At 67.2% G+C, this 15,074-nt stretch carries 9 protein-coding genes and 2 pseudogenes; 7 read left to right on the forward strand and 4 right to left on the reverse strand.

All coding sequences use genetic code 11. The features are described 5' to 3' along the window. Positions 1-21: 21 nt before the first annotated feature. Together dapC and FPZ47_RS13595 are read left to right on the forward strand one after the other, a co-directional pair. Positions 22-1,116 (forward strand): succinyldiaminopimelate transaminase, encoded by a 1,095-nt coding sequence (gene dapC, locus FPZ47_RS13590; protein ID WP_144951949.1) that lies wholly within the window; start codon positions 22-24, stop codon positions 1,114-1,116. A 55-nt stretch (positions 1,117-1,171) separates the two neighbouring features. Further along, a complete protein-coding gene (locus FPZ47_RS13595; RefSeq protein WP_144951929.1) occupies positions 1,172-3,529 on the forward strand; it encodes an APC family permease in 2,358 nt (785 codons plus the stop codon). Positions 3,530-3,535: 6 nt separating this feature from the next. Here FPZ47_RS13595 and FPZ47_RS13600 read toward each other — a convergent pair whose 3' ends face one another. Both FPZ47_RS13600 and FPZ47_RS13605 read right to left on the reverse strand, forming a co-directional pair. Further along, the gene (locus FPZ47_RS13600; RefSeq protein WP_144951931.1) at positions 3,536-4,696 is read right to left on the reverse strand and encodes a PPE family protein; all 1,161 of its coding nucleotides are present in this window, start codon (positions 4,694-4,696) and stop codon (positions 3,536-3,538) included. An 82-nt stretch (positions 4,697-4,778) separates the two neighbouring features. After that, positions 4,779-5,981 (reverse strand): PPE family protein, encoded by a 1,203-nt coding sequence (locus FPZ47_RS13605; protein ID WP_144951933.1) that lies wholly within the window; start codon positions 5,979-5,981, stop codon positions 4,779-4,781. A gap of 1,520 nt (positions 5,982-7,501) precedes the next feature. Here FPZ47_RS13605 and FPZ47_RS13610 point away from each other — a divergent pair. Next, positions 7,502-8,911 (forward strand): MFS transporter, encoded by a 1,410-nt coding sequence (locus tag FPZ47_RS13610; RefSeq protein WP_144951935.1) that lies wholly within the window; start codon positions 7,502-7,504, stop codon positions 8,909-8,911. A 169-nt stretch (positions 8,912-9,080) separates the two neighbouring features. Here the strand turns inward: FPZ47_RS13610 and FPZ47_RS13615 are convergent, their stop codons facing one another. Then, positions 9,081-9,392, reverse strand: a complete 312-nt coding sequence (locus FPZ47_RS13615) for a DUF6955 family protein (RefSeq protein ID WP_144951937.1) — start codon at positions 9,390-9,392, stop codon at positions 9,081-9,083. Then, positions 9,389-10,654 (reverse strand): sulfate adenylyltransferase, encoded by a 1,266-nt coding sequence (gene sat, locus FPZ47_RS13620; protein WP_144951951.1) that lies wholly within the window; start codon positions 10,652-10,654, stop codon positions 9,389-9,391. Before sat ends, FPZ47_RS13615 begins: the two co-directional genes overlap by 4 nt. Before the next feature lie 1,052 nt (positions 10,655-11,706). Here sat and FPZ47_RS30430 point away from each other — a divergent pair. The 4 genes and pseudogenes from FPZ47_RS30430 to FPZ47_RS13640 form a co-directional block, all read left to right on the forward strand. After that, a pseudogene (locus FPZ47_RS30430) lies at positions 11,707-13,175 on the forward strand (MFS transporter). Positions 13,176-13,207: 32 nt separating this feature from the next. Continuing rightward, entirely contained in the window at positions 13,208-13,975 is a 768-nt protein-coding gene (gene cysQ, locus FPZ47_RS13630; RefSeq protein ID WP_246133409.1) for a 3'(2'),5'-bisphosphate nucleotidase CysQ, read from the forward strand. A 169-nt stretch (positions 13,976-14,144) separates the two neighbouring features. Next, positions 14,145-14,837, forward strand: coding sequence for an adenylyl-sulfate kinase (cysC, locus tag FPZ47_RS13635; protein ID WP_144951941.1), 693 nt, complete (start codon positions 14,145-14,147; stop codon positions 14,835-14,837). Positions 14,838-14,889: 52 nt separating this feature from the next. Beyond that, positions 14,890-15,074 (forward strand): annotated as a pseudogene (locus FPZ47_RS13640) (sulfotransferase domain-containing protein); the annotation flags it as partial.

The raw sequence follows: 15,074 nt of genomic DNA on the forward strand, positions 1-15,074 counted from the left end.
GCGCTCCCGGCACGCGCGCAGGTGTCGGCGTCCCTGCCGGTGTTTCCCTGGGACACGTTGGTCGAGGCGAAAACGCTCGCGTCGGCCCACCCGGACGGCATCGTCGACCTTTCCGTCGGCACGCCGGTCGACCCGGTGGCGCCGCTGATCCGGGCCGCGCTGACGGCCGCCGGTTCGGCGCCGGGGTACCCCACGACCGCCGGCACCCCGGAACTCCGCGAGTCGGCGGTGGCGGCGGTGTCGCGCCGATTCGGCGTCACCGGGCTCGCCGCGACGGCGGTGCTGCCGGTGATCGGCAGCAAGGAACTCATCGCCTGGCTGCCGACGCTGCTGGGTCTGTCGGGCCGGGACGTCGTCGCGGTGCCGGAGCTGGCCTACCCGACGTACGAGGTGGGTGCCCGGCTGGCCGGGGCGCAGGTGCTGCGCGCCGACTCGTTGACCCAGTTGGGTCCGCGGTCGCCGGCGCTGATCTATCTGAACTCGCCGAGCAACCCGACCGGACGCGTCCTGGGCGTCGAGCACCTGCGCAAGGTCATCGGATGGGCCCGCGAGCGCGGCTGTGTGGTGGCCTCCGACGAGTGCTACCTGGGTTTGGGCTGGGACGCCGGGGCCCCGGGACCCCTGTCGGTGCTGCATCCGTCGGTCTGCGGCGGTGACCATACCGGCCTGCTGGCGATCCACTCGCTGTCGAAGAGCTCGTCGCTGGCCGGCTACCGGGCCGGTTTCGTCGCCGGGGACCCGGAGCTGGTCGCCGAACTGCTGGCCGTGCGCAAGCACGCCGGGATGATGGTCCCGACGCCGGTGCAGGCGGCGATGGTGGCCGCCCTCGACGACGACGCGCACGAGCGGGCGCAGCGCGAACGGTACCGGCGGCGGCGCGACGCGCTGCTGCCGGCGCTGCGCGCGGCCGGCTTCTCCATCGACCACTCCGAGGCGGGCCTGTACCTCTGGGCCACCCGCGCCGAGCCGTGCCGGGACACCGTCACCTGGCTGGCCGCCCGCGGCATCCTGGTGGCCCCCGGCGACTTCTACGGCCCCCGGGGAGCGCGGCATGTGCGGGTCGCGCTGACCGCCACCGACGAACGGGTCGCCGCGGCGGTGCAACGGCTCACCTAGCCGACACCTGACCGGGGTATACACGGGGTGCCGCAAAGCGGGTAAAGATGTGGTCGTGACAACTTCGGCGGGCAAGCCACGCATTCCCCTGTCGCTCGGGGACATAGCCAAACGGGTCCTCCTGGGAAAGCCGCTGATCAGCGAGGACCTCGACTCCGAGAAGCTGTCGAATCCGGTTGCCCTGGGCGCGCTTTCACCCGACGCCGTCTCGTCCGTCGCCTATGGCCCCGAACAGATCCTGAACGAGCTGCTGCCGCATGCGGGGCTGGCCGCGTTCGTGTTGCTGCTGCCGATCACCGGTGTCATCCTGCTGATCCTGGTGTTGGTGGCCGCGTCGTATCGGCAGGTCGTGATGGCCTACACGCGGGCCGGCGGCTCCTACATCGTCGCGCGCGACAACTTCGGGCCCAAGGTGGCGCAGGTCGCCGCCGCGGCGCTGCTGATCGACTACGTGGTCACCGTCGCGGTGCAGTCGGCGGCCGGGACGGTGGCGGTGGTGTCCGCGGTCCCGGCGCTGGGTCCCCACAGCCTGGAACTCACGGTCGGCGTGGTGCTGGTGATCTGCTACGCGAACCTGCGCGGCCTGCGGGAGGCCGGGCCGCCGTTCGCCGTCGCGACGTACGCCTTCGTCGTCATGGTCGGTCTGACGATCGTCGTGGGCGTGATCCGGGCGACCGTCGGGAACCTGCCGGTATACGATCCCGCGCGGATGCCGGGGACGGTGCCGCTGCATCAGGGTGGCGCGTTGGTGATGGGCGCCACGATCCTGACCGTGCTGCGTGCGTTCGCCAACGGGGGTTCGTCGCTGACCGGGGTCGAGGCCATCTCCAACACGGTCGACTACTTTCGAAAGCCACAGGGCCGCAATGCGCGTCGGGTCCTCACCGTCATGGCCACCATCCTGGGCCTGCTGCTGGCCGGTGTCGCCTATCTGGCGCACGTCACGCACGCCACACCGTATCTGGACGAGTACCCGTCGGTGTTGTCACAGGTCGGTCGGGCGGTGTTCGGCAACGGGGTGGCCGGCGACATCTGCTTCGTCCTGGTTCAGGCCTCGACCGCCGCCATCTTGTTCACCGGGGCCAACACCAGCTTCAACGGCTTCCCGGCGCTGGCCAGCTTTGTCGCCGAGGACCGCTTCCTGCCGCGGCAGCTGACCAAACGCGGCTATCGGCTGGTGTTCTCCAACGGCATCATCACGCTGACCGTGTTGTCGGTGTTGTTGCTGGTGGCGACCGGCGGTTCGGTGGGCGCCCTGGTCCCGTTCTACGCGATCGGCGTGTTCACCGGGTTCTCGATGGCCGGCTACGGGATGACCAAACACCATCTGACCCACCGCGACCCGGGTTGGCGAAAGCGGCTGGCGATCAACCTGTCCGCCGGGATCCTGTCCACGGTCGTGGTGGTCATCTTCGCGGTGGCCAAGTTCACCGAGGGTGCGTGGCTGGTGGTGGTCATCTTCCCGCTGCTGGTGATGGCGCTGACCCGGCTCAACCGCGAATATCGTTCCGAGGCAGCCATTCTCGAAATGTTCCGCACCGACCGCCCCGAAGTGATGAAGTACGCGCGGCACCGGGTGTTCGTGTTCGTGGACTCGGTGGACCTGGCGGTGGTCGAAGCGCTGCGCTACGGCAGGGGACTGCGGGCCGACGAGCTGACCGCGGTCCACTTCATGGTCGACGCGGCCCACGCCGCGCAACTGCGCAAGCGCTGGGACCACTACGAACTCGATACCCCACTGCGGATCGTGGACGTCCCGGACCGGCGGGTCACCCGGGCCGTCCAGGCGTTCGTCGCCAAGGCCCGCGACGAACATCCGGACACCAACGTGACGGTGCTGCTGCCCCGCCGGACGTTCGCGCGGCTGCTGGGCCGGCTGCTGCATGACCGCACCGCGGACAAGATCGCGCAGGCCGTCAGCGTCATCCCGGATGCGGCGGCCACGATCGTGCCCTACGACGTGGAATCGCGCATCAGGGAGGCCTACCCCGACGAGTTCGAGCAGCGGCTCGCGCACGGGATCGACAAGGTGCAGGCGTGGGTGTCCCAGGGCGACGAACGGCAACTCGAGGCCTACGCGCACCCGGCGCGGCCGCCATCGGTGATCACGGTGGCGGGGCTGATCCCGGGGCAGCGCGGGACGGTCGAGGGACGGGTCAGCGAGGTCGAGGACATCAACGAACAGGGGCGGACCCTGCGGCGGATCGTGGTCGGCGACAGCAGCGGGGAGCTGACCGCCACGTTCCGCCCCGGCCACGGCGGCGCGGACATCGAGCCCGGTCAGCTGCTGCGGATCACCGGGAAGGCGCGCCGCCGCGGCGACCGGCCCATCTCGATGCTCGACCCGGCATATCACGTGGTCGAGGACTCGGCGACGGCTGCCGAATCGGGCGGCTCGGAACAGTCCGGCTGACCGCGCTCACCCGCCGTAGGGCGGGCGCGGCATCGTGAAACGCCGGCGCCCGTTGCGCAGGACGACGCTGCTCTCGGGTTCGGACTTCCCGGCCGGCAGGCCGCCCACCATGTTCGACGGCTGCTGCGCCGCCGCGGCCGGGACGGCGCGGAAACCGTTGTCCGACAAAGCGATCGGCCGAACTGCCGAGCCGTCGGTCGGGTTGGCGGTCACCCAGCCCTGCGGGACGGACAATTTCCCCACCGCCGCGGCCTCGCCCGCTTGCGCGGCGACCGGACCGCGGGCGGCCGCGGCGGCGGCCTTGGCCTCCGCCCTGGCGGCGATCTTGGCCAGCTGGTCGTCGCGCAGGATGACGCCGTTACGGAATACGCCGGCAGAGAAGATCGTGTAGGGCGTATTCCAGAAGATCTGCCCCGGGTAGGCGACGAAGGTGTCGAAGTAGGTGAATGCGGTGAGCAGCGGCGTGGACCCGAACAACGCCGCGGGGTTGGCCGCCGAGGTGTTGGTGGACGCCCCGGTGGCCAGGGCTTGAAGTTGTTGCGGCAGAGCCGACATCAGCTCTGAGACGGTGACCTGGGATTCTCCCGCGGAGGTGCCGGTGGCCTGCGTCACGGCGGCGGCCTGCTCGCCGGCGCCCGCCGGCGTGGTGGTCTGCGGCGGTTGGCTGAACGGCGTCAGCGCGGTCGCGGTCGACGACGACGCGGCATAGCCGTACATCGTCGCGGCGTCCTGGGCCCACATCTCGGCGTACTGCGCCTCGGTGGCCGCGATCGCCGGCGCGTTCTGCCCGAAGAAGTTGGTCGCGACCAGCACGGCCAACTGAATGCGGTTGGCGGCCACCACTCCCGGCGGGACGGTGGCGGCGAAGGCGGCCTCGTAGGCGGCCGCCGCGGCACGGGCCCGGCCGGCGGTCTGCTCGGCCTGCGCCGCCGTCGCCGACGCCCAGGCGACGTAGGGTGCGAGCGCGCCGGCCATCGCGAACGAGGCGCCGCCGGCCCAAAGTCCCTGCAGCTCCGACAGTGTCGAGGCGTACCCCGCGGCGTAGGACTCCAGCTGCGTGGCCAGCGCGTCCCAGGCCGACGCGGCCGCCATCATCGGCGCCGAGCCCGGCCCGGAATACATGCGCGCCGAGTTGATCTCGGGCGGTAGCGCCCCGAAATCAAACATCGGCATTCCTTTCAACCGTCCGTCAATCCGCGCCCCGGCAGGCGGGGGCGGGTTGGCTCAGCGGTGAGGTGGTGGTGGGGCGTTATCCACCGAGGGAGGGACGCGGCATGGTGAACTTGCGCGGACCCACCCGCAGCACGTTGTTGACCGTTGAACCCGATACGCCGCTCGACTTGGCTCCCGTGCCCGCGGCCGGCGCGCCGTTCCACATGTTGGTCGCGGGGGTCACTTCCTCCCAGGACGGGCCCCCGCCGATGTCGGCGTCCGACAGCCACACCGGCTCCGCGACCGGGGTGGCCGCCGGGTTGGTCGTCGCCCAGCTCTGCGGGACGGACAACTTGCCCAGCGCGCTGGCGGTGCCCGCCTGGGCGGCCACCGGGCCGGGCACGTGCCGCAGGCCGGCCGCACCGGCATCGGCCGCGGCCGCCCTGGCGCCCCCGATCGCGGGCGGGAGGGTGGTGCCGCCCTGCAGGCCGACACGTTGCAGCCCGGTCCCGAAGCTTCCGGCCGAGGTGAACGTGCGGCTGATGCCGTCGCCGAAGCTCCCCGGGGTGGAGATCACGGTGTTGAAGCCTTCGAAGGCTGTCAGCAGTGACGTGGCCCCCGTCCCCTGGGCGGGATTCGACGTCGAGGCGAGGGATTGCAGCTGTTGGGGCACGCTCGACATCAGTTGCGACAGGGTCGTCTGGGCATTGCCCGCCCCGGCGTTGCCCGTGCTCTGGGCCACCGCGGCGGCCTGGGCGGGCTGGGCGGTGGCGCTGGTGGTCTGCGGCGGCCGGCCGAACTGGCTCAGCGTGGTCGCGGCCGACGAGGACGCCGCGTAGGTGTACATGGCGGCGGCGTCCTGGGCCCACATCTGCTCGTATTGCGCCTCGGTGGCCGCGATCTCCGCGGTGTACTGCCCGAAGACGTTGTGGGCGACCAACTTCGCCAACTGCGTGCGGTTGGCCGTGACCAGCGGCGGCGGCACCGTCGCGGCGAACGCCGTCTCGTAGGCCGCGGCGGCGGCGCGTGCCTGGCTGGCGGCCTCCTCGGCCTTGGCCCCGGCCGTCGCGACCCAGGCCACATAGGGGGCGATCGCGCTGCTCATCGCCTCCGATGCGCCACCGGACCAACTCTCGCCCTGCAGCCGGGTGATCACCGACGAGTAACCGCGCGAAACCGACTCCAGACCGTTGGCCAGCACGTCCCAGGCCGCGGCGGCGGCCATCATGGGGCCCGAGCCCGTACCCGCATACATCCGCGCCGAATTGATCTCCGGCGGCAGCACCCCGAAATCCAGCATCAGCGTTCCCCTCCCTCGCTCGGCCGCGCATCGGCGCGGAGCGTCGAGACCGCGAGGGTCGCGCCGACCGCCGAGGTCAGCGACCTTGGCCTCAAGGACGAACATTCAACGGCCATTTGCGCTCCTCCGGGTCGCGGCGACTGCACTGTTGGGCATTCGCGGACTTACTGTTCCGGAGGGACCGTTGGCGGTCGACGGTGACGCGCAGTTGTGGCGGGCCCCACCGCCATGGTGCGTTGCCAGGACGGGTTATCCCATCGCGGGGTTGTGGCAACTTCATGCTTACCAGGTAGTCAAGCCCCTCCGGGACTCTTCGACAACGGTGAATCACCGATGCACAGGATATTTCCAGCTAACTTCATGACTATATCCGGTTAGCTCTCAAACTGGACGTCCAACAGTGGCTCCGGGGATGGCGACCGCACTGGCCGCGATCAGGGGCGCATGGACATCGCGGTGGTGACGCGCCCCGCGGCCGCGAACGGGGCTGTCGTGGCAGGCCCCACCGAAAAGTGGTCCGCCGCGGTCACCGGTGTCGGCGCAGCGTCAGCTACGTCACTGTTCGCAAACGACGTTGCGCCGGCCGGCTTTGCGGCCGCCCGAGCCGTGGGGCCCGGCCGGCGATCGTTGGTGGCGACCCCCACGGGCCGTGCCGCGAACCCGTGCGACGGCGATCTGGCAAACCGAGCCGGCGCCGCGCGCCGCGCATCGCAGATGCCCACGCCTCGGACAGCTAATTCGCGGTCACCAGGGTTCTTCGCATTTTCAACCCGGTTAAGGTAAACGGCGGATGACCAAAAGGCGTATCCAACGTAATCCGGGCCGCGGGCAGCCGCGTTTTTGTGAGTTTGCTGGGCATGGAAGTTCTCACCCGTGTCACGGGCGGCTTGTGAGTTCGCGTGAGCATAATCAGGGGTTTTGGGATTCCGGGCCGTGTACGGCCGGGTTAACTGGACGTCTTGATGAAATTAACTGGGGATATCCTGTATGTCGGTCGCGGCGAGTTGTCGGGGCGCGGTAATTGAGTTTCACTATCGGGCGAGTATGTCGCCGAGACGGTGCAACCTAACGGCTTCCAGAAGGTTTCCGAATGGTGTCCGGTAGGTGTCCGGAACGGGTCGACGCACTCATGGCGCCGGACCCGCCACGATTGCGCGTCAATGTCGACCGCCACAAGGTCCCCTGGCACAGACCGGTACCCGGCCGTCCGAGGATGGCTGCCGGGTATGACGCGGAGGGCAGCAAGTGAGGGCAACAAATGGCGGTTGATGTCTCGTGTCGTGTCTCGCCCGTCGGCGACCGCCAGGCTGTCACGGCCGTGTCATGCGGTGCGCGACGATGACGATCCTTCTTCCATGCGGGCGGTGGGCGGTAACGAAATAGGAGCACTGCCAATCTGTTTCGGATTGCACGTCCCGTAGTCCCGACGATCTCACCGCAACCCGGCTCCCCGCCACGCGAGAAGTGGCTTGCAGGTTGCCGGACATTCTCGTTGCCCGACCGTGAAAGGTGAATACCGCATGGCAAGTACGCGTCGCATCATGGACTGGGATCCGGAAGACGCCGTGGCCTGGGGTGCCGGCAACAGCCGCATCGCCCGTCGCAACCTGATCTGGTCGATCGTGACCGCGCACGTCGCGTTTTCGATCTGGTACCTCTGGTCGGTGATGGTGCTTTTCATGCCGCACGACGTGTACGGCTTCAGCACCGGCGACAAGCTGCTGTTAGGCGCTACCGCAGCTCTGGTCGGAGCGGTCGCGCGCATCCCGTACGCGATGGCGGGCGCCAGGTTCGGCGGCCGAAACTGGGCGGTGTTCTCCTCGGTCGTGTTGCTGATCCCCACGGCCGGCACGATCGTGCTGCTGGCGCATCCCGGTCTGCCGCTGTGGCCGTATCTGGTCTGCGCCGCGCTGACCGGCCTCGGGGGGGCCAATTACTCGGCGTCGTTGGCCACCGTGGAAACCTTCTACCCGCAGCGGCTCAAAGGCTTCGCGATGGGACTCACCGGCGGCGTCGCCAACCTCGGGTCGGCGGCCATCCAGGCGGTCGGTCTGGTCGTGCTCGCCACGGCCGGCCACGAGGCGCCGTACCTGGTCTGCGCGGTCTACCTGGTGCTGCTGGCACTGGGCGGGCTCGGTGCGGCCCTGTTCATGAGCAACCTTCACTACCGCATCGACATGAGCCACCTCAAAGAGGTCCTCAAGGTGGGCGACTCGTGGGGCATCGCGATGCTCTATCTGGTTTGTTCCGGCTCCTTTCTGGGCTTCGCCTTCGCGTTCGGGCAGGTGCTGCAGCACAATTTCGTGGCCAGCGGGCAGAGCCACGGGCACGCGTCGCTGCATGCCGCCATGGTCGCCTTCACCGGACCGCTGCTGGGTTCGGTGGCGCGCGTGTACGGCGGTAAGTTGAGCGACCGCTTCGGTGGCGGCCCCATGATCGTGGGCTTGCTGTCCTGCATGATTCTGGGCGGAGGCTTCCTGGTGGTCGTCAGCACCCACGACGACCTCACCCGCGGCGCCGGCGGTCCGATGACGGGTTTCACGATGGCTGGCTACATCGTCGGCTTCATCGCGCTGTTCATCTTCGCCGGTGCCGGCAAGGCCGCGGTCTATAAATTGATCCCGTCGGTCTTCGAGGCGCGCAGCCGCGAGCTGGACGTCAGCGACGCCGAACGCCGCCTCTGGGCACGGGTCAGGTCGGGAACCCTGATCGGGTTCGCCGGCGCGTTCGGCGCGCTCGGGGGCGTGGGGATCAACCTGGTGCTGCGGCAGTCCTACGACCGCGCCGGCACCGAGACGCCCGCGTTCTGGATCTTCCTCGGGTGTTACGTCGCCGCCGCGATCCTGTCGTGGGCGCGCTACGTGCGGGTCCAGGACAAGGCGGCGCCGGCGGCGGTACAGACCGGCGCGGAGGTGCCGGTCAACACCTGACCGCAGCCCGGCGGGAATCCTTCGGACGGCAAGAGGGCCGAGGGGGACATGGTCCCGCTCGGCCCTCTTGCCTACAGGTTCGGACGCCTACAGGTTCGGACGCTGACAGGTTCGGACGCTGACAGGTTCGGACGCTGACAGGTTCGGACGCTGACAGGTTCGGACGCTGTCAGGCCTCCTGCAGAAAGCGCTCCGTCACGTCGGGGCCCGTCGAGTGCATCTGGATGGAGAGCTCGAGCAGCTTGTCCTTGGCCTTCTTGGGAAGCAACTCGATGGACTTGGTGGTGGCGGAGTCGTACTTCGCGCCCGCGAACCGCTGCAGGATGACGTTCTTCTGCTCCTCGGTCGCGTGGAGGGCCAGCAGCCTCATGCCGGCGAACGCCTCCTCCGCCAACTGCGCCATTCCGGCCTTCTCCAGGGCAGCCAAGCGTTCGTCGTTGATCCACACGTTGATCTTGATGCTGCCGTCGGCTGTGCTCATCGGTTGCGCCCCTCCAGTTGGTTCAAGGTGAAGATGGGAAGTCTGTTTTTCAGGTATTCCTCGCTGACGAACGGTGAACCTTCTCCGTGTTTTGCCGCGGCATCCATGACGACGTCGAACACTTCGGGCCGCATGACCATCCGGGTCGGTTTCACCGCGTCCATCAGGATGCTGCGGATCAAGCTGCCGCTGAAGCTCTGTGCGGTCGAATCGAAACCGCACAGGGAAGAACTCTGGATGTCCGCACACTCGGGGCTGTACCAATTCTCCCGCAGGAAAACGGGCTTCAGCCCAAGCTTCTCCCGATAAGCTTGCAGGAGATTCTGTGCATCGTAAGGACCGTAGAAGTCGCCGACACCGGCGTGGTCGCGCCCAAACATGTGATGCGTGCACCCCAGGTTGGTTCTCAAGATGGCATGGAACAGCGCCTCCCGGGGACCTGCGTAACGCATGTCCCAAAGCGTGAAAGACACCATGTGCACATCTTCGCGGAAGTACCCGCTGGTCCGAAGGGCGTTCTGGGCCAACAGGATTGCCTCGTCGATGTAGTCGCCGACCCTCTTTTGTCCCATGATCGCGTTGACCAGGACACCGGTCTTCAGTGTGTCGATGGGGAGATCCTCGTTAGCGGCGAACCAGGCCTGTTTCATCAACGCCTCGTGACCGGTGTGCGGCACATTCCGCGTCTGGTGGGCTACGGCGTGCTGCCAGCCCCGCTGGCTCAACGCGTCCCGGTGTTGGTTGGGTGTGAGCCAGAAGCTCTTGAACGGCTCGTTGAAGACCGGCTCGTTGATCAGGGTGATGGCACCGCTGAGGAACCGGTTCTGGTACGCCATGGTCTTCTTGACACCCGGGTGCCGGGCGTCCGTCGTGCCGTACGTCTTCTCGGCCATGCGCCCGAGGTCGTACTCGTAGATCTCCGCGATCTCGAAGATGGCCATCGGCGCGTCGAGGTACTCGAGGACGACGCTGCTGCCCTCTTTGATGTCGAACTTCTTGATGTCGTCGGCGGACATGTCGAACACGATGGGAATGCTCCACAGCGTCCCGTCCGGCAGCTGCATGTTGTCCAGCGTCCCGTCCACTTCCTGCCGGCTCATGAATCCCGTGAGCGGGGTGAAGAAACCGTAGGAGAGGCTGATCACCTCGTGCGCGGTCGCCTTGGGTATCGGAACGCGCGTCAAACCCTCGATCTGCTTGGCTGCGTTCGCGGTCGACACCCGCTCCACAATCGGTTTGCCGTTGTGACCGACATAGTCCATCGTGTTACCACCTCTTTCCGAGAAAAAGTTCTGCCACTGTTCATCTTTCGGTTCGCCGGGGTACTTCTTCGGGTTACCTGTATCAGCGCTGCACCACCGTCGTCGCTCCCGTGATGAATCCGTCCCGCTCTCTTCGATGACGGCCACCCCTGCTGTGGTGCTGTGCAAAAACCGATGCCGCGCGAGTCGTCGACAAGCCTATCCAACGCTTCGCTTGCTCTCGCGGCGAGGTGGGAAGTCCGTATCTCGGCTTCGCTGTGCGGCACCGCGGCCCTCGCCCGGTGCGCGGCGCCAGCTGGCCCGATGTGACACGAAAGACACTGACTAGCAACAGTTTTGGAGGTTTCATCGAGCAGGCCAACGGACGGTTGGGCGGGCGGCCCGTGTGGGGGCGGAGCCGCCGGGTGCCTGCGCGACGGCGCGGGGGACACCGGGCAATCACGCCGCGGTTCGGGGCCCGTCGAGAGGTTAGGCGGGAACGTCGATTTCATGCGGTTGTTGGTCCACTGGCGCATCCCCGCCCGATGTGACACCCGGCTCGCACCCTGGCTGGATGTCTCGATGAAGTTTGCTGGAAATCTCCTGTGCATCAACCCGCTCGAGTTGTCTGGCGGCCGTTTCTCGGCTTGACTGGCGCCTGAAGAAGTGATCTTGCGGTGTCGAGGCGCGGCCTCAACCTAGCCTGGGCACGCAAGTAGGCGGTGGGGCTCGCCATAACCGCTCGTCGGACATCGACGGCCAACAGTCCCTGCGGAACCGATCAGTACTCGGCCGACAAATGCGTCGGCCACGTGTGACGCAGGAGGGCTAGATGAGGGCCGATTCACCTTTTTTACCCACCCGATCTTCGGCTGACCGCGACCTGGGCCCCCGGTCCACGTGGCCGGTTGATTGCTGCAGTCGGTAGCGGCGAAAAGTCAACCAAGCGCGGTCATTTCGATCGGCTTATCCCGAATCGACAACGGGCCCAACAGCTCCCAAACGTACTCCCTGCGCTGCAGGGTTCTGCGGATGGTTGGTTGCCGTCATCAACCCTGAAAGGTGAAAAGCGCATGGCGCGTTCGCGCATCACCGCGTGGAATCCCGAGGACACGGCCGCCTGGACCGCCGGCAACGACGCCATCGCCCGTCGCAACCTGATCTGGCTCGTCGTCAACGCGCATATCGCCTTTTCGGTCTGGTACCTCTGGTCGGTGATGGTGCTGTTCATGCCGCAGTCCATCTACGGGTTCTCGACCGGCGACAAGCTCCTGCTGGACGCCGTCGCATCCCTGGTCGGCGCGCTCGTGCGCATTCCCTACTCGATGGCGGCCAACTGGTTCGGCGGCAGCACCTGGACCACGATCTCGTCGCTGGTGCTGCTGATCCCCACCGCCGGGACGATCCTGCTGCTGGCCCACCCCGGCCTGCCGCTGTGGCCCTACCTGATCTGCGCGGCGCTGACCGGGCTGGGCGGCGGCAACTACTCCGGGTCGCTGGCCAAGGTCGACGGCCTGTTCCCGCAGCGGCTCAAGGGCTTCACGCTGGGGCTGACCGGCGGGCTGGCCAACCTCGGGTCGGCGGCGATCCAGGTGGTGGGGCTGGTCGTGCTGGCCACCGCGGGGCACCAGGCGCCCTACTGGGTGTGCGCGATCTACCTGGTCCTGCTGGCCGTCGGCGGTGTCGGCGCGGCGGTGTTCATGGACGACGTCGTCGCGCACCGCACCGGGCTCTCGCTGGACAACCTGCGCGCCATCGTCGCGGTGCCCGACTCCTGGGCGATCTCCTTGCTGTACATGTGCGCCTCCGGCTCCTTTCTGGGCTTCGCGTTCGCCTTCGGTCAGGTGCTCCAGCACAACTTCTCCGCGGCGGGGGAAAGTTCTCCGCGGCGGGGGAAAGCCACGCGTCGGCGGCGCTGCACGCCGCCGAGATCGCTTTCATCGGACCCCTGCTGGGCTCGCTGGCCCGGATTGTCGGCGGCAAGGTGAGCGACCGCTTCGGCGGCGGCCACGTCACCTTCACCGCGTTCCTCGCCTCGATCCTGGCCGGCGGGCTGCTGGTCGCCGTCAGCCTGAACGCCGACGGCGCCGAGGACCGGGGGACCCCGGTGACCGGGCTGACGATGGCCGGCTACATCGTCGGTTTCATCGCGCTGTTCATCTTCTGCGGCGCCGGCAAGGGGGCCGTGTACAAGCTCATCCCCTCGGTGTTCGAGGAGCGCAGCCGGGCGCTGGGACTCGACGACAGCGAACGCCACCACTGGGCCCGGGTCAGGTCCGGCGCGTTGATCGGGTTCGCCGGCGCGTTCGGCGCACTCGGCGGGGTGGGGATCAACCTGGCGCTGCGGCAGTCCTACGACACCGAGGGCACGGAAACCCCGGCGTTCTGCATCTTCCTGGCGTGCTACGCCGGCGCGGCGGTCCTGACCTGGGCGCGCTATGTGCGGTCCCCCGCCGAACGAGCGGCGACGTCGGCGCCCCGGGAGCCGGCGACCGGGGAGTCGATCAAGACGGCAGTGACCGAAGGGGGGGTCCACCGATGAGCGGGACCGACCTGGGCCGCTACCTCGACGAGGTGACCGCGATCGCGGTCGAAGCCGGCAAGCTCACGCTCAAGTACCGGCGGGATCCGCGCGTGGCGGAAAAGGGCGACCACGGTGACGACACGTCGCCGGTCACGGACGCCGACCTGGCGGCCGACCAGTACATCACCGAGCATCTCACGGCTCTCGATTCGCAGATCCCGATCATCTCGGAGGAATCGAAATCGGCCGACTACGCGACCAGGAAGAACTGGCGGCGTTTCTGGCTGGTGGACCCCCTGGACGGGACCAAGGAATTCGTCAGGGGTAGCGACGAGTTCACTGTGAACATCGCCCTGATCGACAATGTGGAACCGGTGCTCGGGGTGATTTACGTCCCGGCGCGGGAGCTGCTGTATTACGCGGAAAAGGGCGGGGGCAGTTGGCGGCGGCGGGGCGACGGGAAACCGGTCCGCATATTCTCGTCGGTGCCGGACCTGAGCAAAGGACTCACCGTCGTCGAAAGCAAGTCGCACCCGTCGCCGGAATGGGAAGACTACCTCAAGGACTTTCCGGTCAAGGAGCGGGTGAGTACGGGGAGTTCGCTGAAGTTCTGCCTGGTAGCCGAGGGCCTTGCGGACATCTACCCGCGGATGAACCCGACGATGGAATGGGACGTCGCGGCGGGTGACTGCATCTACCGCAACTCGGCCCGGCTTGGGCAGCGAAAGTCGTCTTTGACGTATAACAAACCCACTGTGAAAAACGGCCACTGTGAAAAACGGCAGATTCGTCATGGGGTTCAGGTGAACGAGGGATAGGAAATTCGGTAGACGGACCATTTGTGCACCAGCGTGGCGACAATTATAATCAGGATGATTAAAATAGGCGCAGGAAGGCGGACGATGACACCACCGCGGTACGAAATCACATGTCTGCGCCCCGAAATTCTCGATCGCACTGTCGATACGGCCGGAAAGGGGCTTTGCAGTGAGCACTGACATCACGTGGCATGACCACAGCGTGAGTCGAATCGAGCGGGAAAGGCTCAACGGACACAGGGGCTGCGTCATCTGGTTCACCGGGCTGAGTGCCAGCGGGAAGAGCACGATAGCCAACCTCGTCGACGTGAAGCTCTACGAGCGGGGCCTGCACAGCTACCTGCTCGACGGCGACAACGTCCGCTACGGGCTCAACGCCAGTCCCGACATCATCGAAGAGCACCACGGCAAGGAGTTCGCCGAGCGGTTCGGTCTGGGATTCTCGGCCGAGGACCGCGAAGAGAACATCCGGCGCATCGGGTCGGTGGCGAAACTGTTCTGCGAGGCCGGCGTCGTGGCGCTGACGGCCTTCATCAGCCCGTACCGTCGTGATCGCGACAGGGTTCGCGCCACCCTGAACGAGGGCGATTTCGTCGAGATCTTCGTCGACACTCCCATCGAGATCTGCGAGCAGCGCGATCCCAAGGGCCTTTACAAGAAGGTCCGGGCCGGAAAGATCAAGGGATTCACCGGGATCGACGACCCGTACGAGGCCCCGTTCAAGCCGGAGTTGCGTCTCGAAGGCGCAACGAAGGATGCCGACATGCTGGCCGAGGAAGTGATCTCTCACCTGGAAAAGCTGGGGATCATTCCCGCGCTCGCGCGAAGCGGAGGTCCGCTGGAAGGGAGCGCCGAGGCTTAGACACTCCACGTCCGCACACTCCAACGACGAACTCCAAGAAAGGCAATATCGCATGACGAATCAACTCATTGCGCCGACTCGGGTGCTGAGGGACTATCTGTCGGATTCCCGGGTGTGGGAGGACTTTTTGGCTCAGGGGGGCTTTGTCGACGGGGACATCGTGGTTGCCGACCCGTTCAAGGCCGGCACCACGTGGACCCAGCGGATTCTGCAGCAGATTTTGAGCAACGGTGAGGA

Origin of the sequence: Mycobacterium helveticum (assembly GCF_007714205.1) — a bacterium.
GTDB lineage: Bacteria > Actinomycetota > Actinomycetes > Mycobacteriales > Mycobacteriaceae > Mycobacterium > Mycobacterium helveticum.